This is a genomic window from Pseudomonas fluorescens (genome assembly GCF_018614655.1).
GTDB lineage: Bacteria > Pseudomonadota > Gammaproteobacteria > Pseudomonadales > Pseudomonadaceae > Aquipseudomonas > Aquipseudomonas fluorescens_BX.
Genome location: NZ_JAGGOG010000003.1, coordinates 103,454 through 129,146 on the forward strand (window position 1 = coordinate 103,454; position 25,693 = coordinate 129,146).

Annotated in this window: 25 protein-coding genes; 9 read left to right on the forward strand and 16 right to left on the reverse strand. The window is 58.6% G+C overall.

Going from position 1 to position 25,693, the window contains the following annotated elements; genetic code table 11:
• Positions 1–107: 107 nt before the first annotated feature.
• Positions 108–1,145: a rod shape-determining protein MreB gene (mreB, locus tag J7E41_RS03095; RefSeq protein ID WP_002555108.1), complete on the reverse strand. Its 1,038-nt coding sequence runs from the start codon at positions 1,143–1,145 to the stop codon at positions 108–110.
• A gap of 210 nt (positions 1,146–1,355) precedes the next feature.
• Here mreB and gatC point away from each other — a divergent pair, with 210 nt between their 5' ends.
• From gatC to J7E41_RS03125, 6 genes are all read left to right on the forward strand, one after another.
• On the forward strand, positions 1,356–1,643 hold the full coding sequence (gatC, locus tag J7E41_RS03100) for an Asp-tRNA(Asn)/Glu-tRNA(Gln) amidotransferase subunit GatC (protein ID WP_032860102.1): 288 nt from the start codon (positions 1,356–1,358) through the stop codon (positions 1,641–1,643).
• Between the two features lie 16 nt (positions 1,644–1,659).
• Positions 1,660–3,111 (forward strand): Asp-tRNA(Asn)/Glu-tRNA(Gln) amidotransferase subunit GatA, encoded by a 1,452-nt coding sequence (gatA, locus tag J7E41_RS03105; RefSeq protein ID WP_214990046.1) that lies wholly within the window; start codon positions 1,660–1,662, stop codon positions 3,109–3,111.
• Positions 3,112–3,121: 10 nt separating this feature from the next.
• On the forward strand, positions 3,122–4,567 hold the full coding sequence (gatB, locus tag J7E41_RS03110) for an Asp-tRNA(Asn)/Glu-tRNA(Gln) amidotransferase subunit GatB (protein ID WP_214990049.1): 1,446 nt from the start codon (positions 3,122–3,124) through the stop codon (positions 4,565–4,567).
• A gap of 156 nt (positions 4,568–4,723) precedes the next feature.
• Positions 4,724–5,095, forward strand: a complete 372-nt coding sequence (locus J7E41_RS03115; RefSeq protein ID WP_214990051.1) for a septal ring lytic transglycosylase RlpA family protein — start codon at positions 4,724–4,726, stop codon at positions 5,093–5,095.
• 60 nt (positions 5,096–5,155) lie between these two features.
• The gene (locus J7E41_RS03120; protein WP_214990496.1) at positions 5,156–6,202 is read left to right on the forward strand and encodes a calcium/sodium antiporter; all 1,047 of its coding nucleotides are present in this window, start codon (positions 5,156–5,158) and stop codon (positions 6,200–6,202) included.
• Positions 6,199–6,579, forward strand: a complete 381-nt coding sequence (locus J7E41_RS03125) for a carboxymuconolactone decarboxylase family protein (RefSeq protein ID WP_214990053.1) — start codon at positions 6,199–6,201, stop codon at positions 6,577–6,579. The genes J7E41_RS03120 and J7E41_RS03125 overlap by 4 nt, the downstream gene beginning before the upstream one ends.
• On the opposite strand, the gene J7E41_RS03130 is transcribed toward J7E41_RS03125, so the two are convergent.
• From J7E41_RS03130 to kdgD, 5 genes are all read right to left on the reverse strand, one after another.
• Entirely contained in the window at positions 6,576–7,517 is a 942-nt protein-coding gene (locus J7E41_RS03130) for an AEC family transporter (protein WP_214990498.1), read from the reverse strand. The genes J7E41_RS03125 and J7E41_RS03130 overlap by 4 nt on opposite strands.
• Positions 7,518–7,702: 185 nt before the next feature.
• Entirely contained in the window at positions 7,703–9,256 is a 1,554-nt protein-coding gene (gene garD / locus J7E41_RS03135; protein WP_214990055.1) for a galactarate dehydratase, read from the reverse strand.
• 13 nt (positions 9,257–9,269) lie between these two features.
• A complete protein-coding gene (locus J7E41_RS03140; protein ID WP_214990057.1) occupies positions 9,270–10,634 on the reverse strand; it encodes an MFS transporter in 1,365 nt (454 codons plus the stop codon).
• Between the two features lie 184 nt (positions 10,635–10,818).
• Positions 10,819–12,264, reverse strand: coding sequence for an aldehyde dehydrogenase family protein (locus J7E41_RS03145; RefSeq protein ID WP_214990059.1), 1,446 nt, complete (start codon positions 12,262–12,264; stop codon positions 10,819–10,821).
• A 54-nt stretch (positions 12,265–12,318) separates the two neighbouring features.
• On the reverse strand, positions 12,319–13,230 hold the full coding sequence (kdgD, locus tag J7E41_RS03150; RefSeq protein ID WP_214990061.1) for a 5-dehydro-4-deoxyglucarate dehydratase: 912 nt from the start codon (positions 13,228–13,230) through the stop codon (positions 12,319–12,321).
• A 247-nt stretch (positions 13,231–13,477) separates the two neighbouring features.
• Between kdgD and J7E41_RS03155 the strand changes: the two genes are divergently transcribed.
• Complete coding sequence (locus tag J7E41_RS03155; RefSeq protein WP_214990063.1) at positions 13,478–14,629, forward strand: phospholipase; 1,152 nt, start codon at positions 13,478–13,480, stop codon at positions 14,627–14,629.
• A 180-nt stretch (positions 14,630–14,809) separates the two neighbouring features.
• Here J7E41_RS03155 and J7E41_RS03160 read toward each other — a convergent pair whose 3' ends face one another.
• The 8 genes from J7E41_RS03160 to rplM form a co-directional block, all read right to left on the reverse strand.
• Positions 14,810–15,559, reverse strand: coding sequence for a FadR/GntR family transcriptional regulator (locus J7E41_RS03160; RefSeq protein WP_214990065.1), 750 nt, complete (start codon positions 15,557–15,559; stop codon positions 14,810–14,812).
• 172 nt (positions 15,560–15,731) lie between these two features.
• Positions 15,732–16,151 carry a ClpXP protease specificity-enhancing factor gene (locus J7E41_RS03165; protein ID WP_169356361.1) on the reverse strand — a complete coding sequence of 140 codons (420 nt, stop codon included), beginning with the start codon at positions 16,149–16,151 and terminating at the stop codon, positions 15,732–15,734.
• A 17-nt stretch (positions 16,152–16,168) separates the two neighbouring features.
• Complete coding sequence (locus J7E41_RS03170; protein ID WP_155583525.1) at positions 16,169–16,786, reverse strand: glutathione S-transferase N-terminal domain-containing protein; 618 nt, start codon at positions 16,784–16,786, stop codon at positions 16,169–16,171.
• A gap of 150 nt (positions 16,787–16,936) precedes the next feature.
• A complete protein-coding gene (locus tag J7E41_RS03175; protein WP_214990067.1) occupies positions 16,937–17,716 on the reverse strand; it encodes a cytochrome c1 in 780 nt (259 codons plus the stop codon).
• Positions 17,716–18,927 (reverse strand): cytochrome b, encoded by a 1,212-nt coding sequence (locus J7E41_RS03180; protein WP_179448008.1) that lies wholly within the window; start codon positions 18,925–18,927, stop codon positions 17,716–17,718. Before J7E41_RS03180 ends, J7E41_RS03175 begins: the two co-directional genes overlap by 1 nt.
• The gene (gene petA / locus J7E41_RS03185) at positions 18,927–19,523 is read right to left on the reverse strand and encodes a ubiquinol-cytochrome c reductase iron-sulfur subunit (protein WP_003216040.1); all 597 of its coding nucleotides are present in this window, start codon (positions 19,521–19,523) and stop codon (positions 18,927–18,929) included. The genes J7E41_RS03180 and petA overlap by 1 nt, the downstream gene beginning before the upstream one ends.
• 267 nt (positions 19,524–19,790) lie before the next feature.
• On the reverse strand, positions 19,791–20,183 hold the full coding sequence (gene rpsI / locus J7E41_RS03190; protein WP_003216038.1) for a 30S ribosomal protein S9: 393 nt from the start codon (positions 20,181–20,183) through the stop codon (positions 19,791–19,793).
• 14 nt (positions 20,184–20,197) lie between these two features.
• Positions 20,198–20,626 carry a 50S ribosomal protein L13 gene (gene rplM, locus J7E41_RS03195; RefSeq protein ID WP_155583529.1) on the reverse strand — a complete coding sequence of 143 codons (429 nt, stop codon included), beginning with the start codon at positions 20,624–20,626 and terminating at the stop codon, positions 20,198–20,200.
• A 248-nt stretch (positions 20,627–20,874) separates the two neighbouring features.
• Between rplM and J7E41_RS03200 the strand changes: the two genes are divergently transcribed.
• Complete coding sequence (locus tag J7E41_RS03200; protein WP_214990069.1) at positions 20,875–21,915, forward strand: NADP(H)-dependent aldo-keto reductase; 1,041 nt, start codon at positions 20,875–20,877, stop codon at positions 21,913–21,915.
• Between the two features lie 123 nt (positions 21,916–22,038).
• Here J7E41_RS03200 and J7E41_RS03205 read toward each other — a convergent pair whose 3' ends face one another.
• Positions 22,039–23,175: an acyl-CoA dehydrogenase family protein gene (locus J7E41_RS03205; RefSeq protein ID WP_214990071.1), complete on the reverse strand. Its 1,137-nt coding sequence runs from the start codon at positions 23,173–23,175 to the stop codon at positions 22,039–22,041.
• A gap of 220 nt (positions 23,176–23,395) precedes the next feature.
• Between J7E41_RS03205 and J7E41_RS03210 the strand changes: the two genes are divergently transcribed.
• Positions 23,396–24,316 (forward strand): GlxA family transcriptional regulator, encoded by a 921-nt coding sequence (locus J7E41_RS03210; RefSeq protein WP_214990500.1) that lies wholly within the window; start codon positions 23,396–23,398, stop codon positions 24,314–24,316.
• 204 nt (positions 24,317–24,520) lie between these two features.
• On the opposite strand, the gene zapE is transcribed toward J7E41_RS03210, so the two are convergent.
• Complete coding sequence (zapE, locus tag J7E41_RS03215) at positions 24,521–25,615, reverse strand: cell division protein ZapE (RefSeq protein ID WP_155583533.1); 1,095 nt, start codon at positions 25,613–25,615, stop codon at positions 24,521–24,523.
• Positions 25,616–25,693 lie beyond the last annotated feature (78 nt).

The window sequence follows — 25,693 nt, forward strand, 5'->3', positions numbered from 1 at the left end:
TCATACGGCATCAAACCGGCCTGGATGCAGATTGAAGAAGATAAACGCCAACAGGCAGCACTGCAAAGTGCTGCCTGCGGGCGAAACATGGACGAACCAGCAACATCTTATTCGCTGGAAAGCAGGTCCATGGTGTGTTTATCCATCATTTCCAGTGCACGACCACCGCCACGGGCAACGCAGGTCAGCGGGTCTTCGGCGACGATCACCGGCAGACCGGTTTCCTGGGCCAGCAACTTGTCGAGGTCGCGCAGCAAGGCGCCACCACCGGTCAGTACCAGGCCACGCTCGGCGATATCGGAAGCCAGTTCCGGCGGCGATTGCTCCAGGGCGCTTTTCACAGCCTGAACGATAGTAGCCAGGGACTCTTGCAGAGCTTCCAGCACTTCATTGGAGTTCAGGGTGAAAGCACGTGGAACGCCTTCGGCCAGGTTACGACCGCGAACATCAACTTCGCGAACTTCGCCGCCCGGGTAAGCGGTACCGATTTCCTGCTTGATGCGCTCGGCGGTGGATTCGCCGATCAGGCTGCCGTAGTTACGACGCACATAAGTGATGATCGCTTCGTCGAAGCGGTCGCCGCCTACACGTACGGATTCGGCATACACCACACCGTTCAGGGAAATCAGGGCGATTTCAGTGGTACCACCACCGATATCCACCACCATCGAACCGCGCGCTTCTTCAACCGGCAGGCCGGCACCGATCGCAGCAGCCATTGGCTCTTCGATCAGGAACACTTCACGGGCACCGGCACCAAGGGCCGATTCACGAATGGCACGACGCTCCACTTGGGTGGACTTGCACGGAACGCAGATCAGCACACGAGGGCTGGGCTGCAGAAAACTGTTTTCGTGAACCTTGTTGATAAAGTACTGCAGCATCTTCTCGCAGACGCTGAAGTCGGCAATCACACCATCCTTCATCGGACGAATGGCAGCGATGTTGCCCGGCGTTCGGCCAAGCATGCGTTTGGCCTCGGTGCCAACGGCAACGACACTTTTCTGATTACCATGGGTCCGAATAGCCACAACCGATGGCTCATTCAGGACGATACCGCGCTCGCGCACGTAAATAAGGGTGTTGGCAGTGCCCAGGTCGATGGAAAGATCGCTGGAAAACATGCCACGCAGTTTCTTGAACATGGGAAAGGGACCCTAGGCAACGCGTGGGTAAAAAAGTGCGGCAAACTCTAACAACGACAGGGATTTTGGGCAAGGCGCCAATATGTTAAATTGACCGACTTTCTGTGCACCAACCCCCACAATCGCGGCCTTATGACCGTAGAAATGCGGTAGTGTTCCGACAATCTAACACACGGATAGCTTCCGTTCTGTTTTCCACTGGAGAATCCCATGGCGCTTGAACGCTCCGACGTGGAAAAAATCGCTCATTTGGCCTGCCTTGGCCTCAATGAAGCCGATCTTCCACAGACCACCGCAGCCCTGAACAGCATTCTCGGGCTGGTCGACCAAATGCAGGCCGTGAATACCGACGGCATCGAGCCCCTGGCTCACCCACTGGAAGCCAGCCAGCGCCTGCGCGCAGACGTCGTGACCGAACGCAATCATCGCGAGGCTTACCAGTCCATCGCACCAGCGGTCGAAAACGGCCTGTACCTGGTTCCGAAAGTCATCGACTAAAGGGAAAGAGCCTGCAATGCATCAATTGACTCTGGCCGAGATCGCCCGCGGTCTCGCCGATAAAAAGTTTTCATCCGAAGAGCTGACCAAGACCCTGCTGGCGCGTATCGCCGAGCTGGACCCCAAGGTCAACAGCTTCATCAGCCTCACCGAAGAGCTGGCCCTGAGCCAGGCCAAGGCCGCCGACGCCCGTCGCGCCAACGGTGAGAACGGCGCCCTGTTGGGTGCGCCGATTGCCCACAAGGATCTGTTCTGCACCCAGGGCATTCGCACCAGTTGCGGCTCGAAGATGCTCGACAACTTCAAGGCGCCATACGACGCCACCGTGGTCGCCAAGCTGGCCGCTGCCGGCGCCGTAACCCTGGGCAAGACCAACATGGACGAGTTCGCCATGGGTTCGGCCAACGAGTCGAGCTACTACGGCGCGGTGAAAAACCCGTGGAACCTGGAGCATGTGCCAGGCGGTTCGTCCGGTGGTTCGGCCGCTGCCGTTGCCGCACGTTTCCTGCCAGCCGCCACCGCGACTGATACCGGCGGCTCGATTCGCCAACCGGCCGCCTTCACCAACCTCACCGGTTTGAAACCGACGTACGGTCGTGTTTCCCGCTGGGGCATGATTGCCTACGCTTCCAGTCTCGATCAGGGCGGCCCTTTGGCGCGCACGGCTGAAGACTGCGCAATATTGTTACAAGGCATGGCAGGCTTCGATCCGCAGGACTCCACCAGCATTGATGAGCCGGTGCCGGACTACAGCGTCAGCCTCAACACCTCGCTCAAAGGCCTGCGCATTGGTGTACCAAAAGAGTACTTCAGCGCCGGCCTCGACCCGCGTATTGCTGAACTGGTGCACAACAGCGTCAAGGAGCTGGAAAAGCTCGGCGCAGTGATCAAGGAAATCAGCCTGCCGAACAACCAGCACGCGATTCCGGCCTACTACGTGATCGCCCCGGCAGAAGCTTCCTCCAACCTGTCGCGGTTCGACGGCGTGCGCTTCGGCTATCGTTGCGAAGACCCGAAAGACCTGACCGACCTTTATAAGCGCTCCCGTGGCGAAGGTTTCGGCGCGGAAGTACAACGTCGGATCATGGTCGGCGCCTACGCCCTGTCGGCCGGTTACTACGACGCGTACTACCTCAAGGCGCAAAAAATCCGTCGCCTGATCAAGAACGACTTCATGGCAGCCTTTAATGAAGTCGACGTGATCCTCGGCCCAACCACGCCTAACCCGGCCTGGAAGATCGGCGCCAAGAACAACGACCCGATTGCCGAGTATCTGGAAGACTTCTACACCATCACCGCCAACCTCGCAGGTCTACCGGGCTTGTCCATGCCCGCCGGTTTCGTCGATGGCCTGCCGGTGGGCGTGCAATTGCTCGCACCGTATTTCCAGGAAGGCCGCCTGCTCAATGTGGCGCACCAGTACCAGTTGAACACTGACTGGCACACTCGCACCCCTACCGGCTTCTGAGGAGAACACTATGCAATGGGAAGTCGTGATCGGGCTGGAGATTCATACCCAGCTCGCCACCCAATCGAAGATTTTCTCCGGTAGCGCCACCACCTTCGGCTCCGAGCCGAATACCCAGGCCAGCCTGGTAGACCTGGGCATGCCCGGCGTACTGCCGGTGCTGAACCAGGAAGCGGTGCGCATGGCGGTGATGTTCGGCCTGGCGATTGACGCCGAAATCGGTCAGCACAACGTGTTCGCCCGCAAGAACTACTTCTACCCGGACCTGCCCAAGGGCTACCAGATCAGCCAGATGGAACTGCCAATTGTCGGCAAGGGCTACCTGGACATCCCACTGGAAGACGGCACCATCAAACGTGTCGGCGTAACCCGTGCGCACCTGGAAGAAGATGCTGGCAAAAGCCTGCATGAAGAATTCAACGGCGCCACCGGCATCGACCTGAACCGCGCCGGCACCCCGCTGCTGGAGATCGTTTCAGAGCCGGACATGCGCAGCGCCAAGGAAGCCGTGGCTTACGTCAAGACGATCCATGCGCTGGTGCGTTACCTGGGTATCTGCGACGGCAACATGGCCGAAGGCTCCCTGCGTTGCGACTGCAACGTATCGGTTCGGCCAAAAGGCCAGGTCGAGTACGGCACCCGCTGCGAGATCAAGAACGTCAACTCGTTCCGTTTCATCGAGAAGGCGATCAACACTGAAGTGCGTCGCCAGATCGAACTGATCGAAGACGGCGGCAAGGTGATCCAGCAAACGCGCCTGTACGACCCGAACAAAGACGAAACCCGCGCCATGCGCAGCAAGGAGGAAGCCAACGACTACCGTTACTTCCCCGATCCGGACCTGTTGCCGGTGGTCATCGAGGACTCGTTCCTGGCTGACGTGCGCGCCACGCTGCCGGAACTGCCACCGCAAAAACGCGAGCGTTTCCAAGAGCAGTTCGGTCTTTCGGTGTACGACGCGAGCGTTTTGGCGTCGAGCCGCGAGCAAGCCAACTACTTCGAAAAAGTCGTGAGCATTGCCGGCGACGCCAAACTGGCAGCCAACTGGGTGATGGTTGAGCTGGGCAGCCTGTTGAACAAACAGGGCCTGGAAATCGACGAGGCACCCGTGTCGGCCGAGCAGTTGGGCGGCATGTTGCTGCGGATCAAGGACAACACCATCTCCGGCAAGATCGCCAAGACCGTGTTTGAAGCCATGGCCGCAGGCGAAGGCAGCAGCGATGAGATCATCGAGAAGCGCGGCCTGAAGCAAGTCACCGACAGCGGCGCGATTTCGGCGGTGCTCGACGAGATGCTCGCGGCCAATGCCGAACAGGTCGAACAATACCGCGCGGCCGATGAAGCCAAGCGTGGCAAGATGTTCGGCTTCTTTGTCGGCCAGGCGATGAAGGCCTCCAAAGGCAAGGCCAACCCGCAACAGGTCAACGAATTGCTGAAAAGCAAACTCGAAGGCTGATAGCGGTTGCCTCTCTGCAGGAACCTGCTTGTGTGGGAGCTGGCTTGCCTGCGATAGCATCACCTCGGTGCATCTGAAAGACCGAGGCGCTTGCATCGCGGGCAAGCCCGGCTCCCACATGAGCGGGTTCCTGCATTAATTTCGGGGACCCCTTTAATGAAGCGTCTACTCGGCCTCCTGGCCCTGTTCTCCCTGCTCACCGGCTGCGCCAGCGGTCTCATTGACCCCAACGGCTACGACGAAACGGGCACCGCGTCCTACTATGGCGCCAAACACCACGGCAAACGTACCGCCAGCGGTGAACCCTTCAATCAGAACGGCCTGACCGCCGCTCATCGCCGCCTGCCCTTTGGCACGCGGGTCAAAGTCACCAACCTCAACAACGATAAAAGCGTCGTGGTCCGCATCAATGACCGTGGTCCCCATACCCGTGGACGCCTGATCGATCTTTCGCGCAAGGCCGCCGAGCAATTGGGTATGCTGCGCAGCGGGACCGCGCGCGTTCGTGTGCAGGCCCTGAGTAACTGACCGACGGGAGCCCTGACCATTTTCGGATTAACCGCCCTATCGCCCTTCAGCCTGATCGAGCTGATCAGTGGCCTGGTGCTGCTGATTCTCGGTGCCGAAGTGCTGGTGCGCGCGGCCGTTCGCCTGGCTGCCAGCCTCAAGGTGCGACCACTGATCATCGGCTTGAGCATCGTCGCCTTCGGCAGCAGCGCGCCGCAGATGGCCATCAGCCTGCAAGCCACCCTGACGGAGAACACCGATATCGCCGTAGGCAGCGTGATCGGCAGTAGCATCTTCAATATCCTCGTCACGCTCGGCCTGTCGGCGTTGATCATTCCATTGCGGGTCTCACGGCAACTGGTGCGCCTGGATATTCCGGTGATGATCCTTGCCAGCCTGTTGGTGTTCGTGCTCGCCGCCAACGAAATACTGACCCCGGTGGATGGCCTGCTCTTGCTGACCGCACTGGTGGCTTACCTTGGCTTGTTGCTCTACCAGACCCGCCATTCCCGTCGCCCTCGCACCCGTGACACGGTGGCGCAGGCGCCATGGCTGAGCAGCGTGCTCTGGATGATCGCCGGCCTGCTGTTGCTGGTGTTTGCCGGGCACCTGTTGCTGGGGGCGGCGGTGGAAGTGGCCAGTGACCTGGGCCTGTCCGAGCGGGTCATCGGCCTGACCATCGTCGGCGTCAGCACCTCACTGCCTTGCCTGGCGACCTCCCTGATCGCGGCCCTGCGAGGGGAACGCGAGATTGCCGTGGGCAATGTGATCGGCAGCAACCTGTTCAACCTGTTGGGTGTGCTGGGGTTTACCGCCCTGGTGGCGCCTTCGCCGCTGTCGGTGTCGCCCAATGCCCTGGACTTCGACTTGCCGGTAATGCTCGGTGTCGCGGTCTTGTGCCTGCCGGTGTTCTATTCCGGTTATCGGATCACTCGGGCCGAAGGCTTGCTGCTGCTGGGGCTCTACCTGGCCTATGGGCTGCACGTGATCTCGTTCACCACCGGTATGCCGCTGGCCAACAAACTGGAACAACTGATGCTGTTTTACGTCCTGCCAGCGCTGGTGGCGTTCCTGTTGTTCACCTCGCTGCGAGCCTGGCGCCGCCAACACAAGAGGGAATCGCAATGACCGATCAAAAGAAGCCCGGGGTTGAAATGCGTCGCCAGGTCATGGGTGATGCCTTCGTCGACCGCGCTCTGGGCAACGCCACCGAGTTCACTCAGCCGCTGCAGGATTTCGTCAATGAACATGCCTGGGGCAGCGTCTGGAATCGTGACGGCTTGCCGCTGAAAACCCGAAGCCTGATCACCCTCGCCGCCTTGACTGCGCTCAAATGCCCGCAAGAGCTCAAAGGGCACGTTCGCGGTGCGCTGAACAATGGTTGCACCGTGGAGGAAATTCGCGAGGCGCTGCTGCATTGCGCGGTGTATGCCGGCGTGCCAGCAGCCATTGACGCTTTCCGCGCCGCACAGGAAGTCATCGACAGCTACCAGAAAGAAGCCTAGATCCAGCCACCTGCCTGCAACACAAAGATCCCGATATTCGTGGTCACCGCCGCCATCAGTGTGGTGATCACAATAATCGCCGCTGCCAGTTCATGATTGCCTTGCGCTGCGCGGGCCATGACGAAACTGGCTGCCGCCGTCGGAGCGCCGAAGTACAGAAACAGAATCCCCAGCTCCGGCCCACGGAACCCGCACAACCAGGCACCGAGGGTCGCCAGCACCGGCAAACCGATCATCTTCACCAGACTGGCGCTCAACGCCATGTCGCCGCTCTTGCGCAAGGCCGCCAATGACAATGTCCCGCCAATGCAGATCAAGGCCAGGGGCAAGGTCATGTCCGCCAGGTACTGCCCCGAAGCCTGCAGCCAGTTGGGCAAGCCGATCTGGAAATAAGCGAAAGGCGTCGCCGCGATTACGCTGATGATCAGCGGGTTGCTGATCACACTTTTGAAGATGCTCCACGGATCAGACTTGATCACCGGGCTGTACACCGCCAGCACAATGGTCGACAGCGTGTTGTAGAACAGGATCACCAGCGCTGCGAGAATCGCCCCGAGGGAAATCCCATAATCGCCATACATACTGGCCGCCAGTGCCAGGCCGATCACCCCGTTATTACCGCGAAATGCGCCCTGGGCGTAGATGCCACGGTCTTCCCGCGGGCAGCGCCATATCGCCCAACCCCAGGCCAGGGCAAAACTCAGCAGCGTGGCAACGCAGAAGTAGATCAACAGCCCGGGCTTGAGCGCCGAGTGCAGGTCCGCATGAAGAATCCCGAGAAACAGCAACGCGGGCATGGTGACGTTGAACACCAGGGCCGACGCAATGTGAATGAAGTTATCGTTGATCCAGTTGATGCGTTTGAGCAACACACCGAGAAACAGCATGGCAAACACTGGCGCAGTGATGTTCAGGGTCGCGAGGAAGATTGCCAGCATGCGGGGAAAACCTTGGGTGAGCGTCGGTAGGTGGCAATGATAAGCCAGCACCGGCGGCTTCGTCTGGTCGACCGCTTTCGCGAGCAAGCCCGCTCCCACATGTGGTTCATCTCGGGCATGAATTTTGTGTCCGACAAGTATCCAATGTGGGAGCGGGCTTGCTCGCGAATGCAGGCGCCTCGGTCTCAGGTAATCGGCGCCGGATTGAACAACGTAATGTCGTTATGCAGTTTGTGCCGCTCAGCCCAGGTCTGCTTCTTGCCGCTGGCCACGTCCAAGTAGAAGTGGAACAACTCCCAGCCCAGTTCCTCGATCGTCGCCCGCCCCGTCGCAATCCGCCCCGCATCGATATCGATCAAATCCGGCCAGCGCTGGGCCAGCTCGGTCCGTGTCGAGACTTTCACCACCGGCGCCATTGCCAACCCATAGGGCGTGCCGCGACCGGTGGTGAACACATGCAGGTTCATCCCCGCCGCCAGTTGCAAGGTACCGCAGACAAAATCACTGGCGGGTGTCGCACAGAAGATCAGGCCCTTGCGCTTGAACCGCTCACCCGGGCCGAGTACGCCATTGATCGCGCTGCTACCCGACTTGACGATGGAACCCAAGGACTTCTCGACAATGTTCGACAACCCGCCCTTCTTGTTCCCCGGCGTGGTGTTGGCGCTGCGGTCGGCCTCGCCCTTGGCCAGGTAGCGGTCGTACCAGTCCATTTCCCGCACCAGTTCCTGAGCCACTTCCTTGCTTTGCGCACGAGACGTCAGCAGGTAGATGGCGTCACGGACTTCAGTTACCTCGGAAAACATCACCGTTGCGCCCGCCCGCAACAACAGGTCTGACGCATAACCCAACGCAGGGTTGGCGGTGATACCGGAAAATGCATCGCTGCCACCGCATTGCATGCCCAGGATCAGCTCCGACGCGGGTACCGTTTCGCGCCGACGCTGGTCGAGTTTCTTCAGGCGGATGTGCGCCAGGTCCATGATCTGCTCGATCATCTCGGTAAACCCGTGACTGGAATCCTGAAGGCGATACAGCCAGGGTTCGCTGAGGTCGACGGAGCTGTCGTTATCGTGCATCACCTGCCCGGCCTGCAACTTCTCGCAACCCAGGCTGATGACCAACGCCTCGCCACCCAGATTCGGATTGCGTGCCAGGTTGCGCACCGTGCGGATCGGGATGTAGGCGTCGGTGGCGGTAATCGCCACGCCGCAGCCGTAGCTGTGGGTCAGCGCCACCACGTCGTCGACGTTCGGGTACTGGGGCAGCAACTCGTTCTTGATTCGCTGGACCGCATGGTCCAGCACCCCGGTCACACATTGCACGGTGGTGGTGATACCCAGGATATTGCGCGTGCCGACGGTGCCATCGGCATTGCGGTAACCCTGGAAGGTAAACCCCTCCAACGGCGCTTGAGCCTCGGGCACCTCGGTGGACAGCGGCAAGCTGTCCAGGGGCGGCGCGGTAGGCATGCGCAGTTGATCTTCCTTGACCCAACTGCCCCGGGGAATCGGCTGCAAGGCATAGCCAATGGTCTGCCCGTAGCGAATGATCTGCCCGCCTTCGGGAATATCTTCCAGCGTGACCTTATGGCTCTGGGGGATGAAGTCGACGGTAATCAGGCCGTCAGGGAACTCGGTCCCCGCCGGTACGCCCTGATCGTTGACCACAATCACCACGTTATCGCGCTCGTGCAAACGGATGGAGCGTGGTGAGTCGGCATGTTCAATCAACTGCATGACGCGGGCCCCTTCAGGAGTGCACTTGGGAAAGTTTAGTCAGCTCGGGGCCTTGGGTCGGTGGCTCCTTGAGTACCACGCGCTTGATCGGGCCGACGATCACCAGGTAGCTGAACACCGCCACCAAGGCATTCGCACCAACGAATACCAGCGCCCATTTGAACGAGCCGGTGGTGCTGATGATGTAGCCGATCACAATCGGTGTGGTGATCGAAGCCAGGTTGCCAAAGGTATTGAACAAGCCACCACTCAAACCGGCGATTTGTTTCGGCGAGGTGTCGGACACCACCGCCCAACCCAGTGCGCCCACGCCTTTGCCGAAAAATGCCAAGGCCATGAAGCCCACCACCATCCATTCAACTTCTACGTAGTTACAGGCAATGATGCTGCTGGACACCAGCAGGCCCGCGATGATCGGCGCCTTGCGGGCAAAGGTCAGTGAATGGCCCTTGCGCAGCAGGTAATCGGAAATTACCCCGCCCAACACACCGCCGATAAAGCCGCAGATCGCCGGCAGCGAAGCGATAAAGCCGGCTTTGAGGATGGTCATGCCACGGTCCTGAACCAGGTACACCGGGAACCAGGTCAGGAAAAAGTAAGTGATGCCGTTGATGCAGTATTGACCCAGGTACACGCCAAGCATCATACGGTTGGTCAGCAATTGGCGGATGTAATCCCACCTAGGACCGTCGGCTTTCTTGCCTTTGCCCTTGTCTTGATCCATGTCGACCATGGCACCGTTTTCGGCAATATAGTTGAACTCGGCTTCGTTGATCATCGGGTGCTGGCGCGGGCTATGGATCACTTTCAGCCAGATCAGCGAGAACACGATACCGATCACACCCATCACGATAAACACATGCTGCCAGCCGAAGCTATAGACGATCCAGCCCATCAGCGGTGCAAACAACACGGTGGCGAAGTATTGCGCCGAGTTGAAGATCGCCGAGGCGGTACCCCGTTCGGCGGTGGGGAACCAGGCAGCGACAATGCGCGCATTACCGGGAAAGGATGGCGCCTCAGCCAGGCCCACCAGAAAGCGCAGCATGAACAGCGCAACCACGGCGGTGGAGATGCCGAACTCACCGACATAGCCTTGTAGCACGGTGAACAGTGACCAGGTGAAGATGCTCAGGGCATATATTTTTTTCGAACCGAAACGGTCCAGCAGCCAGCCGCCGGGGATTTGCCCGGCCACGTAGGCCCAACCGAATGCAGAGAAGATATAACCGAGGGTGACCGCGTCGATACCGAGGTCTTTTTGCAGGCTGGAGCCCGCGATGGCGATGGTGGCCCGATCGGCATAGTTGATCGTGGTCACCAGGAACAGCATGAGCAGGATCAAATAGCGGACATGGGTCGGCTTGGTCGCTTGCATGTAGAGGTACTCCCACTAATTATTTTTTTTGCGGGTAATCGTTTTGTTTTTCTGCGGGAACCGCTTTAGGTGGGAGTCGGGCTTGCCCGCGATGCAGGCACTTGGGCGTGTCATTCACGCCGCAGTGATGCTATCGCAGGCAAGCCAGCTCTCACACAAGCCAGCGCCTACAACGGTGTTGCTGTTACGAACCGATGTAGCTGGTTTTCACCACTGTGTAGAACTCTTGCGCATAGCGACCCTGCTCACGCGAACCATAGGATGAGCCTTTACGTCCACCGAACGGAACGTGGTAGTCCACGCCGGCGGTCGGCAGGTTGACCATCACCATCCCGGCCTGGGAATGGCGCTTGAAGTGGTTGGCGTACTTCAACGATGTGGTAGCAATACCTGCCGACAAACCGAACTCGGTGTCATTGGCCATCGCCAGCGCCGCCTCGTAATCCGCCACGCGCACTACGTTGGCCACCGGGCCGAAGATTTCTTCACGACTGATACGCATGGCGGCTTCGCTGTCGGCAAACAGCGTCGGGGCCAGGTAGTAGCCCTCAGTGTCGCAAGTCACCAGAGCGCCACCGCTCACCAGACGCGCACCTTCGCTTTGGCCAATGTCGATGTATTTCAAGTCCTGATCCAATTGCGCCTGGGATACCACGGGGCCGATGTCAGTCCCGGTTTTCAGGGCATGGCCAACCTTGATCGACTTCATCCGTTCGGCCATCGCGGCGACGAACTGGTCGTGAATCCCGGCGGTGACAATCAAGCGGCTGGACGCAGTGCAACGCTGGCCGGTGGAGTAAAACGCACTCTGTACCGACAGCTCGACAGCCTGTTTGAGGTCGGCATCATCAAGAATGATCTGCGGGTTTTTGCCGCCCATTTCCAGTTGCACTTTGGCCTGGCGTGATACGCAATTGACAGCGATCTGCCGCCCGACGCCAACGGAGCCGGTGAAGCTGATGCCGTCGACTTTCGGGCTGTTAACCATGGCATCGCCAACCACACGACCGCTGCCCATCACCAGGTTGAACACACCGGCGGGGAAACCGGCGCGGGAGATGATTTCCGCCAGGGCCCAGGCACACCCCGGAACCAACTCGGCGGGCTTGAGCACTACACAGTTGCCATAGGCCAGCGCCGGGGCAATCTTCCAGGCCGGGATGGCAATCGGGAAGTTCCACGGCGTGATCAGGCCGACCACACCGAGGGCTTCACGGGTGACCTCAACGTTGACGCCCGGACGCACTGACGGCAGATAGTCACCGGACAGACGCAGGCATTCACCGGCGAAGAACTTGAAGATATTACCGGCACGAGTCACCTCGCCGATGGCTTCGGGCAGGGTCTTGCCCTCCTCCCGTGCCAGCAAGGTGCCAAGCTCTTCGCGGCGGGCAAGGATTTCACTGCCGACTTTGTCCAGCGCGTCATGACGCGCCTGGATACCCGAAGTCGACCAGGCCGGGAACGCAGCGCGGGCGGCGTCGATGGCGGCGTGGACTTGAGCGAGGTCTGCCTTGGCGTAATCACCAATGACATCAGACAACTCGGAGGGGTTGATATTGGCCGAATAATCGGCACCGGCGACCCATTGGCCGCCGATGTAGTTGTCAAAACGCTTGGCTTGGGACACGAATCTTCTCCTGACGCAAAAAGCCGCTGATTGCTCAGCGGCTTTGGTAATGGGTTATTGCGCGCCTTGCTTATCGATCAGCGCGGCCAGGGCTTCGTATTCTTCCGGCAACAGATCGGTCAACGGCGTGCGCACAGGACCGGCGTCGTACCCGACGATCTTCGCCCCGGCCTTGACGATGCTCACCGCGTAACCGGCCTTGCGGTTACGAATGTCCAAGTACGGCAGGAAAAAGTCGTCGATGATCTTGTCGACGGTGGCGTGATCTTCACGGGCAATGGCGTGGTAGAAATCCATCGAGGTTTTCGGGATGAAGTTGAACACCGCCGAGGAGTACACCGGTACGCCCAAAGCCTTATAGGCAGCAGCGTAAACCTCTGCAGTCGGCAAGCCACCCAGGTAGCTGAAACGGTCACCAAGGCGACGGCGGATCGACACCATCAACTCAATGTCACCCAAGCCGTCCTTGTAACCGATCAGGTTCGGGCAACGCTCGGCCAGACGCTCCAACAGCGGCGCGGTCAGGCGGCAAACGTTGCGGTTGTAAACCACCACGCCGATTTTTACCGATTTGCACACGGCCTCAACGTGAGCGGCGACCCCGTCCTGGCTGGCTTCGGTCAGGTAGTGCGGCAGCAGCAACAGGCCCTTCGCGCCAAGACGCTCGGCTTCTTGGGCGTACTCGATAGCCTGGCGAGTCGAACCGCCGACACCCGCGAGAATTGGCACGCTGTTGGCGCAGGTATCGACGGCAGTTTTCACCACCTGGGAATATTCGCTGGCTGCCAGAGAGAAAAACTCACCGGTGCCGCCGGCGGCGAACAAGGCGGTGGCGCCATAGGGGGCCAGCCATTCCAGGCGTTTGATGTAACCCGCCTGGTGGAAATCGCCTTGGGCGTTGAAATCGGTCACAGGGAAAGACAGCAGACCGGAGGAGAGGATGGACTTCAGTTCTTGTGGATTCATTATTCGAACACCCTGGGCAAAGACTATCTGTTGAGAGATTGTTGATGGTTATTTGTTGATGTCGTACGTCATCGTACAACTATAAAAATATTCGTCAACAGCAATTCATCTGGCTTACAGGCGACCCGAGTTTTGGCAGCGTCTAAAACGGGCTTCTTGACGTAGGAATTTATTCCTCTATGATCCGACAAGCTGTATATACATACAGCTATCAAGGAAGAATCCTACGACATAGCAAGGAGCTAACATGTCAGAACTTGAATCGGTAACACGCTCGAAAAACCCCTCCCTCCGTTTTGAAGGTGGCGAACACACGGCCATCGGCGACGACACCCTGTTGCGTTTCACCAAGGACGCCCCGGCGATCCCAGGTCGAGAGGTTGAGTTGCACCTGCCCAATGGCCTCGCCCTGAGGTACGGCCAGATCATCTCCCTGGGCGGTGATTTTTATGGCATCCCAGGCCAGGCCATCAGCGATGGCGCATCGGCAACCGACCGGGTGCAACGGTTTACCGCAGCATTCAACTCGCTGGCCGTGCTGCCGGCTGCACGCGAGGAAGCAGGCAAGATCCTGGCGGTCATGCAAAAGGAGATCAATGCGGTCAACCAGGCTATCAAGGACGGCAAGCAGCCCCATGAGGCTTACGATGCGCTCGGAGATACTTTGTCCGAGGAGTGGAACCGGATTACCGGTGGTGGCAGCGCAGTGTCTGCGATGGTTCCGCTGGGGCGCTACCTGAAACTGGCGGCGGACAACGCTGACCATTTCGGCGAATGGGCGTTGTTGGCCTATCTGGCCGGGCATACGGCGGCGCTGCAACAAGCCGTCGTGGCACATCAAAGCGGTACCGACCAGGCACTGGAACTGGCTTATGCCATGAACAGCTTTGCGGATCACTTTTTGACCGACCTGTTTTCCGCCGGCCACCTGCGCGTACCGCGCAAGCAACTGGCAGCCGTGGTGACACCGGGCGAGCTGGGTTCACTGATCAGCCGCTTCATGCACGACGAAGACAGCAAGTTCGGACTTAACGTGCGCAATGCCCTGGGTGATGAGTGGCACGCCTACGGTGACAAGCGCTATTTCGATACCAATGATGCCGCCAACCGGGCCCAGGTCAAACGTGCTGTGCAGGCATCGGCGGACGAGATCTTCGAGACGTTTATCAGCGGTATCGCGCCCTCCCCGGCCAACTTCAAGGCGCCGCTTTATGTGCCGGATTTGAATGCCGCGAACAACCCGAGCAATAACTTCTCGCCGCTGTTCAAGGCTGAAGGCGACAAGGTGCTGCGCCGCAAGGACGTCAATAACCTTAACGACAAGCAGTGGACCAATGATTGGTGGGGCTGGAGCACGTATCTGTTGCTCAAGGACTACACGCCAAATCAGCCCGCCTGAAGCACATGAGTTAAGCCTGGAGCCTTAACCTGTGGCGAGGGAGCTTGCTCCCGTTGGACGGCACAGCAGCCCCAAGAAAAATACTGGGTTCTTTCAGACAGAACTCGGGAGAATAGATTTGGGGCCGCTGCGCGGCCCAACGGGAGCAAGCTCCCTCGCCACAATAAGCGTTCATGGCAATCAGCCCCGCTGCGCCTCTGCCTCTTCATGGGCATGACGCAACCGCTCACGGCTGTTGGTCAGGTGCAACCGCATCGCCGCCCGTGCCGCATCCGAATCCTGACGGGCAATCGCGTCGTAGATTTCTTCGTGTTCGCGGCTCAGGCGACTCATGTAGTGCTGCTGATCATCATGAGCCAGGCGCGCGGAGTTCAGGCGAGTACGCGGGATAATGCTGGTGCCCAGATGCGTCATGATGTCGGTGAAATAGCGATTACCGGTGGATAAGGCAATCTGCAGGTGAAACTGAAAGTCCGACGCCACCGCATCACCGGCGTGGGCAGCGCTTTCGTTCAACGCATCCAGGGCGGCACGCATGGCCGCTAACTGTTCGTCACTGCGGCGCTGGGCCGCCAGGCCGGCGGACTCCACTTCGAGGCTGATGCGCAGCTCCAGAATCGCCAGCACGTCACGCAACGTCACCACCGTGGCCGGATCGATCCGGAAACCGCTGGGGCTTGGCGTATCCAACACAAAGGTGCCGATGCCGTGACGGGTTTCCACCTGCCCTGCCGCCTGCAACCGCGAGATGGCTTCACGCACCACAGTACGGCTGACACCATGGGCATCCATGATCGCCGACTCGGTCGGCAATTTATCACCGCGCTTGAGCTGGCCGTCACGGATCTGCTCGGACAGCACCGTGACCAATTCCTGGGCAAGGCTGCGGCGCTTGCGGGGAAGACGAGGAGCGGTGCTGGAGTTTTCCATGATGAATCATCTATCTCGGCGAACTAAAGGAGCATCATAGCCCAAGCCGGTTGTACGATCACCGTTCTGTCAGCACTTTCATCCGTAACCTACAGCCTTTTGCTACGCGCAAAAAAATACCCCGGCAAGGCCGAGGCATTTTTTCAACACAGGCTCGAAGGCTCGTGCCCTGTCACTTCACCACTTTCAGACTCGGACGACCGCTAGGACGCGGCGGTTCGGAATCAGGCGGCGGCACATCATTGTCATCTTCGAGCTCGATCGCGTCGTCGTCCTCGAGAGGCGACTCCAGATCAAACACCATGCCCTGGCCGTTCTCCCGGGCATAAATCCCCAGGATGGCGCCGATGGGCACGTACAGCGTATGCGGCACACCGCCGAAACGCCCTTCGAAACTGACCGCTTCATTGTCCATGTGCAGGTGTCTCACGGCACTGGGCGAAACGTTCAGGACAATCTGTCCGTCACTGGCAAAACCTTGTGGTACCTGCACCGCAGGAAACTCGGAATTGACCAGCATGTGCGGGGTGCAATCGTTGTCCACAATCCACTCATAGAGCGCACGGACCAGGTAAGGTCGACTGGAGTTCATCAGCGGCTCCTTAAGCCTTAGCGCATATCGCGTTCGACACCAGACAGACTCGCCTGGAAAGCCTCACGCGCAAACTGGCGCTCCATGTAATCAAGCAGCGGCTTGGCAGGCCGCGGCAGTTCAATGCCCAGAATCGGCAAACGCCAGAGTATGGGTAATAGGCAGCAATCCACCAGACTTTGTTCCTCACTGAGGAAAAAAGGCTTGTCGGCAAACAACGGCGAAACACCCGTCAGGCTTTCACGCAATTCCTTGCGTGCCTGAACGCGAGCCGCTTCTTTGCTGCGCGAATCCAGGATCAAATCGACCAGGCCACACCAGTCACGCTGAATCCGATGGATCAGCAGACGGCTGTTGGCACGCGCCACCGGATACACCGGCAGCAAAGGTGGATGCGGGTAACGCTCATCCAGATATTCCATCACCACGGTTGACTCCCACAACGCCAGGTCACGATCGACCAGGGTGGGCAAGCTGCCGTAAGGGTTCACTTCGATCAGTTTCGGCGGGTGACGACCGGCCTCCACACTGATGATCTCGGCGCTGACACCCTTCTCTGCGAGCACGATGCGTACTCGGTGGGAATAGTGGTCGGCGGGGTCGGAGTAACAGGCCAACCGATTGGTCACGCCCATGGCGGTCCTCCTCGCTTGTTGAAATTATCGAAACGCTCAAAAACGAGCGCGCCCAGAGAGCATCTCCGTAACGCCTGGATCAACCAGACCGTTACCTGTTCAGAGATGCCGCTGGGCGCGCAAGATTAACAGCAATTGCTTACGGTTGGATCAATGCACGTCCTTCCAGTATTCGCGCTTGAGCAAATAGGCGAACACGAAGAAGAAAGCCAGGTACAGCAACACATAGGTACCAATGCGCTGATGCTGCAGCTTCACCGGGTTGGCCGAATAGGCCAGGAAGGTCACCAGATTCTTGACCTTCTCATCAAACTGCTCTTCGTTCAGCGCACCGGTTTTCGGCATTATGGTCAGTTGATCGCACGCTTCATGAGTCAGCGGCGTGCCGGTCAACGGGTCATATTGCTTCTTGCCGTCTTCAACGACCTGAACCTGCTTGCATCCTACCACTTGGCGCCCCTGCAGGCCGACCAGAACGTTAGGCATACCGACATTCGGGAACACCTTGTTGTTCACGCCGTACGGGCGCGACGGGTCTTCATAGAAAGATTTCAGGTAGCCGTAGAGCCAGTCGGTACCACGAACGCGAGCCACCAGGGTCAGATCAGGCGGTGCCGCCCCGAACCAGGTCTTGGCGTCGGCAGGTTGCATGCCGATGTTCATGTGATCGCCGATCTTGGCGCCGGTGAACACCAGGTTCTTGAGCATCACGTCATGAGGGATGCCCAAGTCATCGGCAACCCGCTCGTAACGCTGGAACTTGGCGCTGTGGCAGCCCATGCAGTAGTTGGCGAACGTACGTGCACCATCCTGCATCGCGGCCTTGTCAGAGACGTCGATATCGACTTTTTCAAGGTCCGGGCCATGCTCGGCCGCGAAGGACAGTACCGGCAGGGCAACAAGAATCAATGCAGCGAATAATTTTTTCATCAGCCAGTCACCCTTTCCGGAACCGGTTTGGTCTTCTCGAGCCTGGTGTAGAACGGCATCAGAATGAAGTAGGCGAAGTACAGGAAGGTGCAGACCTGCGACAGCAACGTGCGCTCAGGGGTCGGCGCCAATACGCCCAGTACGCCCAGGATCACGAACGAAATGCAGAACACCCACAGCCAGATCTTGCTCATCCAGCCCTTGTAGCGCATGGATTTGACCGGACTACGGTCAAGCCATGGCAGGACGAACAGCACCGCGATTGCCGCGCCCATGGCGATAACACCCATGAGTTTGTCGGGAATCGCCCGCAAAATGGCGTAGAACGGCGTGAAGTACCAGACCGGAGCAATGTGTTCCGGAGTCTTGAAGGCGTTCGCCTGTTCGAAGTTCGGCTTCTCGAGGAAATAACCACCCATCTCCGGGAAAAAGAACACGATCGAGCAGAAAATGAACAGGAACACCACCACGCCGACGATATCTTTCACGGTGTAGTACGGGTGGAAGGCAATGCCGTCCAGCGGTACGCCGTTCTCGTCCTTGTGCTTCTTGATGTCCACGCCGTCCGGGTTGTTGGAGCCGACTTCGTGCAGCGCCAGGACGTGCAATACCACCAGGCCGAGAATCACGATCGGCAAGGCCACCACGTGCAAGGCGAAGAAGCGGTTCAGGGTGATACCGGAAATCAGGTAGTCACCGCGAATCCACTGGGTCAGGTCGTTGCCGATGACCGGGATCGCACCGAACAGCGAGATGATTACCTGGGCGCCCCAGTAGGACATCTGGCCCCACGGCAGCAGGTAGCCCATGAAGGCCTCTGCCATCAGCGCCAGGTAGATCAGCATGCCGAACACCCACACCAGCTCACGAGGCTTCTGGTACGAACCGTAGAGCAAGCCACGGAACATGTGCAGATAGACCACGATAAAGAACGCCGAAGCGCCGGTGGAGTGCAGCAGACGCAGGATCGAACCGTATTCGACGTCGCGCATGATGTATTCGACGGAGGCAAAGGCCTCTTCCGCCGACGGGGTGTAACTCATGGTCAGCCAGACACCGGTAACGATCTGGTTGACCAGCACCAGCAGTGCCAGGGAGCCAAAGAAGTAGAAGAAGTTGAAGTTCTTCGGGGCGTAATACTTGCTGAGATGGTCTTCCCACATCTTGGTGGCGGGGAAGCGTGCATCCACCCAATCCATGAACTTGCTCATCAGGCTTTCTCCCCCTCGTCGACGCCAATGACAATGACACTGTCAGTCTCGTAGTGATGTGGCGGAACTGGCAGGTTCAAAGGTGCGGGTTGTGACTTGTAGACGCGGCCAGCCAGGTCGTAGTGAGAACCGTGGCACGGGCAGAAATAGCCACCGACCCAGTCCTTGCCCAAGTCCGCGGGCGCCACTTCCGGGCGGAAGGTGGGAGAGCAACCCAAGTGGGTGCAGATACCGATCAGCAGCAGAATCTCTGGCTTGATCGAGCGAATTTCCTTATCGACGTAAGCGGGTTGGTCGGAATTCTTCGAGTCGGGGTCAGACAACTGGCCTTCGATCTTCTTCAGATTTCCCAGGATTTCCTCGGTACGACGAACGATGAACACTGGCTGACCGCGCCATTCAGCAATCATTTGCTGGCCTGGATCGATCTTGCTGACATTCACCTTCACCGGTGCACCTGCGGCTTTCGCCTTGGCACTGGGAAACCATGACCCCACGAACGGGACCGCAGCCCCCACCGCTCCTGCAGCACCCACCACGGATGTGGCTGCTACCAAGAAGCGACGCCGGCCTGCATTCACGCCGTCATTGCTCATTCAGTCCTCTCCCATCAGCTTTGTGGCCTGTTAAATCAGGCGTCTACTAAGTGTTAAATCTGAACTTATAAAAATTTTGCCGAATGGTAATGAAAAGCCCCACCTCTGACAAGGTAATTACCCCCGGCCCCAGCTCCAAGCCTTTGAGTATAGGGGGTCTACGGATGTGGCAAGTTGTCACGGTAAAAAATTGCCTATAAATCGCAGACAATAAAAAACGCCCAGCTCCGTGAGGAGGCTGGGCGTTTTCTGGAACGTAAAAGCGAATTAACGCTTCGAGTACTGCGGACGCTTACGCGCTTTACGCAGACCGACTTTCTTACGTTCAACTTCACGAGCATCGCGAGTAACGAAGCCAGCTTTGCGCAGAGCGCCACGCAGGGTTTCGTCGTACTGCATCAGAGCGCGAGTGATACCGTGGCGGATTGCGCCAGCTTGACCACTTACACCGCCACCGATAACAGTGACGTAGATGTCGAACTTTTCAACGGTCTCGGTCAATTCCAGCGGCTGACGAACTACCATACGGGCAGTTTCGCGACCGAAGAAGTTTTCCAGAGTGCGGTTGTTGATCGAGATGTTACCAGTGCCCGGACGCAGGAAAACGCGTGCGGTTGCGGTTTTGCGACGGCCAGTGCCGTAATTTTGAGTCGCCGACATAATGAACTATTCCGTTAAAACTTCAGTTCTTGGGGCTGCTGAGCAGCATGAGGGTGAGCAGCGCCCGCATAGACTTTCAGCTTGCGAAACATATCGCGACCCAGTGGGCCCTTAGGCAGCATACCTTTGACCGCGATTTCGATCGGGGCTTCAGGCTTCTTGGAAATCAGGCCTTCGAAGTTCGAAGACTTGATACCGCCTGGGAAACCGGAGTGACGGTAGTACATTTTGTCTTGCGCTTTGTTGCCGGTAACACGTACCTGCTCAGCGTTGATGATCACGATGTAGTCACCGGTGTCAACGTGAGGGGTGTATTCAGGCTTGTGCTTGCCACGCAGACGGCTGGCGACTTCAGTGGCCAGACGACCCAGGGTCTGACCAGCGGCATCGACGACAAACCAGTCGCGCTGAACTGTTTCCGGTTTTGCAGTAAAAGTTGTCATTCTTTAATAGCCTCAGGGGCCGCCCTGTAAATTAGACGGCGGATCTTACTGAATAGTGCGTACTTTGACAAGTCAAAGGCAGCCGGATACAGACGCTATCGGGGGCTCGGGTCAGCGCGTCCGTTCAACGGCAAGATTCTTCGGCAGGCGGCGCATCACTTCCACTGCAGAAAGAGGTGGGCAATTATGCAGATTGCCAAAAAAAATTCAACCTGCTTTTATGATTGTTTTCCCCAAAGGAGTACCCGATGGATTATCGACAGCTGGGCCGAACCGATCTGAACGTGAGCGCGATAGCCTTGGGAACCATGACCTGGGGCGAGCAGAACAGCGAGGCAGAGGCCTTCGCACAGATCGAGCGGGCCAAGGCCGCGGGAATTAACTTCCTCGATACGGCGGAAATGTATCCCGTGCCGCCCAAGGCGGACACCTACGCCACCACCGAGCGTTATATCGGTAACTACTTCAAAAGCCGCGGCGACCGTGCCGACTGGATCCTCGCCAGCAAGATCGCCGGTCCCGGCAACACCATCGACTACATCCGCGATGGCCACCTCAAGCACAACCGCAAACACATCGTCGACGCCCTGGACGCCAGCCTCAAGCGCCTGCAAACCGACTGGATCGACCTCTACCAACTGCATTGGCCGGAGCGCAGCACCAACTTCTTCGGACAATTGGCCTACAAGCACAGGGCCGAAGAACACCTGACGCCGCTGGAGGAAACCCTCGAAGCCCTGGACGAACAGGTCAAGGCCGGCAAGATCCGCCACATCGGCCTGTCCAACGAAACCCCATGGGGCACCATGAAGTTCCTGGCCCTGGCCGAAGCCCGTGGCTGGACCCGCGCGGTGTCGATCCAGAACCCCTACAACCTGCTCAACCGCAGCTTTGAAGTCGGCCTGGCGGAAATCGCCATCCGTGAACAATGCGGTCTGTTGGCCTACTCGCCACTGGCGTTCGGCATGTTGAGCGGCAAATACGAAGGGGGGGCACGTCCGGCAAAAGGTCGCCTGAGCCTCTATAGCCGCTTCAGCCGCTACTTCAACGCGCAATCGGAAGCGGCATGCAGCCGTTACGTGGCCTTGGCCCGTGAGCACGGCCTGGACCCGGCGCAGATGGCACTGGCCTTTGTGACGCAGCAGCCCTTCGTGACCAGCAACATCATTGGTGCCACGACGCTGGAACAACTGGACAGCAATATCGCCAGTGCTGACTTGAAACTGTCGGATGACGTGTTGGCGGGGATTGAGGCGATTCAGAAGGACCACCCGAATCCTGCGCCTTGATTGACCTCTAAGCCGCCTTCGCGAGCAAGCCCGCTCCCACATTCGACCGAGCGCCATCTTTGGAATGCAGTCGAATGTGGGAGCGGGCTTGCTCGCGAAGAGGCCCTCAAAGTCACCACAGATTCAAAGCGCCCGCGCAATAATCTCCTTCATGATTTCATTGGTCCCCGCATAAATGCGCTGCACCCGCGCATCCGCCCAGGCCCGGGCAATCGGGTATTCCCACATGTAGCCGTAACCGCCGTGCAGCTGCACGCACTCGTCGAGCACCTTGCATTGCAGGTCAGTGGTCCAATACTTGGCCATCGCCGCCGTAGGCACGTCCAGCTTGCCTTCCAGGTGTTGCTCCAGGCACTTGTCGACAAACACCCGGCCAATCTGCACCTCAGTGGCAATCTCCGCCAACTTGAAGCGGGTGTTCTGGAAATCGGCAATCGGCTTGCCAAACGCTTTACGCTCGCGGGTGTACTCCAGGGTCCATTGCAGTGCCGCCTCGGCAGATGACAAGGCGCCAATGGCCACGGTCAAACGCTCCTGGGGTAATTCCTGCATCAAATAGGCGAAGCCCATCCCCGCCTGCCCCAGCAAGTTCTCCTTGGGTACCCGCACATCCTGAAAGAACAGCTCCGAGGTGTCCTGAGCCTTCATCCCGACCTTTTCCAGGCGCTTGCCCTTGTCGAAGCCCGGCGTATTGGCCTCCACCAGGAACAGGCTGGTGCCCTTCGCGCCAGCCTTCGGATCGGTCTTGGCCACAACGATGACCAGGTCTGCGAGGAAGCCATTGGTAATAAAAGTCTTCGAGCCGTTGATCACGTATTCATCGCCATCCAGCACGGCGGTGGTCTTCACCCCCTGCAGGTCGGAGCCGGCGCCCGGCTCGGTCATGGCGATGGCCGTGACCATCTCTCCGGAAATCAGTTTGGGCAGGTACTTGTGCTTCAGCGCTTCGCTGCCGTAATGCAGGATGTACGGCGCCACGATGTCCGAATGCAGGGAGAAACCGATCCCGGTCAACCCGAGCCTGCTGATCTCTTCAATCACCACCGCGCTGTAGAGAAAGTCCGCCCCCAGGCCGCCGTATTCTTCCGGCAGATGAGAGCAGAGCATCCCCGCCTCCCCTGCCTTGTTCCACAGGTTGCGATCAATATGCCCCTGTTTTTCCCATTGCCCGTGAAACGGCGCCGCGTCTTTTTCTAGGAAGGTGCGCACGCTCTGACGGAAGAGTTCGTGCTCCGAGCTGAACAAGGTTCTGGGAATCATGGGCCACCTGTGAGGATTGTCAGACAAGAACAAGATCACAGAGCCTAAGCTCCCGGGACGTCACAGGACACTGGACACATGCGACAAAAAATAAGACGATCCAGCCGTCTGGTGACCACTTTCCCCTATAAGAATAAATGAAATTATGTCTACCCAAGTCTCCACGCCCTTGCGGCGCGTCAGCATTTTGGCCATTGATCGGGTGTTTGCTTCCACTCTCATGCAAGCCAAGGATTTCTTCCACCTCGCCAGCCTGCGCTACGGCAAACAGTTGGGCCAGGGCCTTACTCCGGCATTCGAAACCCGTCTGGTCAGCCCTGACGGGCAATCGGTACGCAGCTTCAGCGACGTGATCATGCCGGTGGACGGCGGCCTGGAAAATGCCGACATCATCGTCCTTCCAGCCTTCTGGGACGACTTCGACTCCCTGTGCAACCGCTATCCGCAAATCCTGCCCTGGCTACGGGAGCAACACGCCCGCGGCACCGTACTCTGCGGCGAAGCCACTGGGGTATTCTGGCTCGCTGAAGCGGGACTATTGGACGGCAAGGAGGCGACCACCTATTGGCGCTTCTTCAACGCGTTCAGTGAACGGTTCCCCAAGGTCCAACTCAATCAGGACAAGCACCTGACCGACGCCGACAACCTGTATTGCGCCGGCGGCACCACCTCGGCCTGCGACCTCTACATCTATTTGATCGAGCGCTTCTGCGGCGCCAACATCGCCCAGGCCGTGGCGCGCGACATTCTTTATGAAGTGCAACGCAACTACGCCCCCGGTCGCATCGGCTTCGGCGGCCAGAAACTGCATCAGGACGTGATCATCCTGCAGATCCAGCACTGGCTCGAAGAACACTTCGCCGACAAGTTCCGCTTCGAAGACGTCGCCCGGGAACACGGCATGAGCATCCGCAATTTCATGCGCCGCTTCCAGACTGCCACCGGCGACAAACCCCTGCACTACCTGCAACGCCTGCGTATCGAAACCGCCAAGGGCTTGCTGTCGGGCAGTCGCAAAAGCATCAAGACCATCAGCTATGAGGTGGGTTATGACGATGCGAGCTTCTTTGCGCGGTTGTTCCGGCAGCACACCGAGCTGTCACCGAACCAGTACCGGCAGCAGTTTCAGCAAGCCGCCTAAGCCAGGGTGTACACGGGACAAAATGTGGGAGCGGCGGTGCGACGATTCGACTTGCTCGCGAAGGTGCTGTATCAGCCAACAGATTCAGTGACTGACACTCCGCCTTCGCGAGCAAGCCCGCACACATTTGGATCTCGACTGCTCTTTAGATCGTATAAAAAAGGCCCGCATCGCTGCAGGCCTTTTTCATTTCGATCACACCGCTTAAGGCTTATGCGCCCGCGACAGGAACTCGTGGGATTGCATTTCCAGCAAGCGGCTCAAGGTCCGTTGGAATTCGAAGTTCAAGCGACCACCCGTGTAGAGGTCCTTGAGCTCGACTTCGGCCGAGATGATCAGCTTCACGTTACGGTCGTAAAATTCATCGACCATGTTGATAAAACGTCGGGCGATGTCGTCGGTGGTGACGGTCATTTGCTCGACGCCGCTCAAGATAACGGCATGGAAGATCTTGCCCAGTTCGATGTAGTCGTTCTGGCTGCGGGGGCCGTCGCACAGTTCGCGGAAATCGAACCAGGCCACATCGTCGCAGGTGCGCAGGGCGATGATTTCGCGGTTTTCAATAATCAGCTTATCGTTTTCCACGGCCTGGGTGCATTCCGGCGTCAGGGCACGGAAGCTTTTGCGCAGGCTTTCCTGAGCCGCTTCGTCGAGCGGGAAGTGGAACAACTCCGCTTGTTCGAGGTGACGCAGGCGGTAGTCGACGCCACTGTCGACATTGACGATGTCGGTGTTCTGCTTGATCAGCGCGATGGCCGGCAGGAAGCGCGCCCGCTGCAGGCCGTCCTTGTACAGGCCGTCCGGCACGATGTTCGAGGTAGCGACCAGGGTCACGCCGTTCTTGAACAGTTCTTCCATCAGCGTGCCGAGGATCATGGCGTCGGTGATGTCGGAGACGAAAAACTCATCGAAACAGATCACCCGCGCTTCGTCTGAGAAACGCTTGGCAATGATGGTCAGCGGGTTTTTCTCGCCGGGAAGGGTCTTCATCTCTTCATGCACACGCTTCATGAAGCGGTGGAAGTGAGTACGGACCTTTTCCTTGAACGGCAACGCTTCGAAGAACGTGTCCACCAGGTAAGTCTTGCCCCGGCCCACGCCACCCCAGAAATACAGACCTTTGACCGGCGCTTGGTCTTTCTTGCCAAACAGTTTGCTGAACATCCCCGGTTTGTTCTGCGAGGCCTGGACGAGATCGTCGTATAGGCGCTGCAAATGACGCACCGCAGTTTCCTGGGCGGCGTCATGGAAGAATTCGGGGCGTTTCAGATCAGCTTGATATCGTTCTAGGGGCGTCATAATTCGTTAGCAAGGCAACAAAAACGGGCCGCCACTGTAACGACGGCCCTGAAGAATGGCAATCAACCCTTGGTCGGG

Excerpts from the sequence above, each read along its gene's own strand:
- mreB (WP_002555108.1), bottom strand. The coding sequence starts at position 1,145 with ATGTTCAAGAAACTGCGTGGCATGTTTTCCAGCGATCTTTCCATCGAC.
- gatC (WP_032860102.1), top strand. The coding sequence starts at position 1,356 with ATGGCGCTTGAACGCTCCGACGTGGAAAAAATCGCTCATTTGGCCTGC.
- gatA (WP_214990046.1), top strand. The coding sequence starts at position 1,660 with ATGCATCAATTGACTCTGGCCGAGATCGCCCGCGGTCTCGCCGATAAA.
- gatB (WP_214990049.1), top strand. The coding sequence starts at position 3,122 with ATGCAATGGGAAGTCGTGATCGGGCTGGAGATTCATACCCAGCTCGCC.
- J7E41_RS03115 (WP_214990051.1), top strand. The coding sequence starts at position 4,724 with ATGAAGCGTCTACTCGGCCTCCTGGCCCTGTTCTCCCTGCTCACCGGC.
- J7E41_RS03125 (WP_214990053.1), top strand. The coding sequence starts at position 6,199 with ATGACCGATCAAAAGAAGCCCGGGGTTGAAATGCGTCGCCAGGTCATG.
- J7E41_RS03130 (WP_214990498.1), bottom strand. The coding sequence starts at position 7,517 with ATGCTGGCAATCTTCCTCGCGACCCTGAACATCACTGCGCCAGTGTTT.
- garD (WP_214990055.1), bottom strand. The coding sequence starts at position 9,256 with ATGCAGTTGATTGAACATGCCGACTCACCACGCTCCATCCGTTTGCAC.
- J7E41_RS03140 (WP_214990057.1), bottom strand. The coding sequence starts at position 10,634 with ATGCAAGCGACCAAGCCGACCCATGTCCGCTATTTGATCCTGCTCATG.
- kdgD (WP_214990061.1), bottom strand. The coding sequence starts at position 13,230 with ATGAATCCACAAGAACTGAAGTCCATCCTCTCCTCCGGTCTGCTGTCT.
- J7E41_RS03155 (WP_214990063.1), top strand. The coding sequence starts at position 13,478 with ATGTCAGAACTTGAATCGGTAACACGCTCGAAAAACCCCTCCCTCCGT.
- J7E41_RS03160 (WP_214990065.1), bottom strand. The coding sequence starts at position 15,559 with ATGGAAAACTCCAGCACCGCTCCTCGTCTTCCCCGCAAGCGCCGCAGC.
- J7E41_RS03165 (WP_169356361.1), bottom strand. The coding sequence starts at position 16,151 with ATGAACTCCAGTCGACCTTACCTGGTCCGTGCGCTCTATGAGTGGATT.
- J7E41_RS03170 (WP_155583525.1), bottom strand. The coding sequence starts at position 16,786 with ATGGGCGTGACCAATCGGTTGGCCTGTTACTCCGACCCCGCCGACCAC.
- J7E41_RS03175 (WP_214990067.1), bottom strand. The coding sequence starts at position 17,716 with ATGAAAAAATTATTCGCTGCATTGATTCTTGTTGCCCTGCCGGTACTG.
- J7E41_RS03180 (WP_179448008.1), bottom strand. The coding sequence starts at position 18,927 with ATGAGCAAGTTCATGGATTGGGTGGATGCACGCTTCCCCGCCACCAAG.
- petA (WP_003216040.1), bottom strand. The coding sequence starts at position 19,523 with ATGAGCAATGACGGCGTGAATGCAGGCCGGCGTCGCTTCTTGGTAGCA.
- rpsI (WP_003216038.1), bottom strand. The coding sequence starts at position 20,183 with ATGTCGGCGACTCAAAATTACGGCACTGGCCGTCGCAAAACCGCAACC.
- rplM (WP_155583529.1), bottom strand. The coding sequence starts at position 20,626 with ATGACAACTTTTACTGCAAAACCGGAAACAGTTCAGCGCGACTGGTTT.
- J7E41_RS03200 (WP_214990069.1), top strand. The coding sequence starts at position 20,875 with ATGGATTATCGACAGCTGGGCCGAACCGATCTGAACGTGAGCGCGATA.
- J7E41_RS03205 (WP_214990071.1), bottom strand. The coding sequence starts at position 23,175 with ATGATTCCCAGAACCTTGTTCAGCTCGGAGCACGAACTCTTCCGTCAG.
- J7E41_RS03210 (WP_214990500.1), top strand. The coding sequence starts at position 23,396 with ATGCAAGCCAAGGATTTCTTCCACCTCGCCAGCCTGCGCTACGGCAAA.
- zapE (WP_155583533.1), bottom strand. The coding sequence starts at position 25,615 with ATGACGCCCCTAGAACGATATCAAGCTGATCTGAAACGCCCCGAATTC.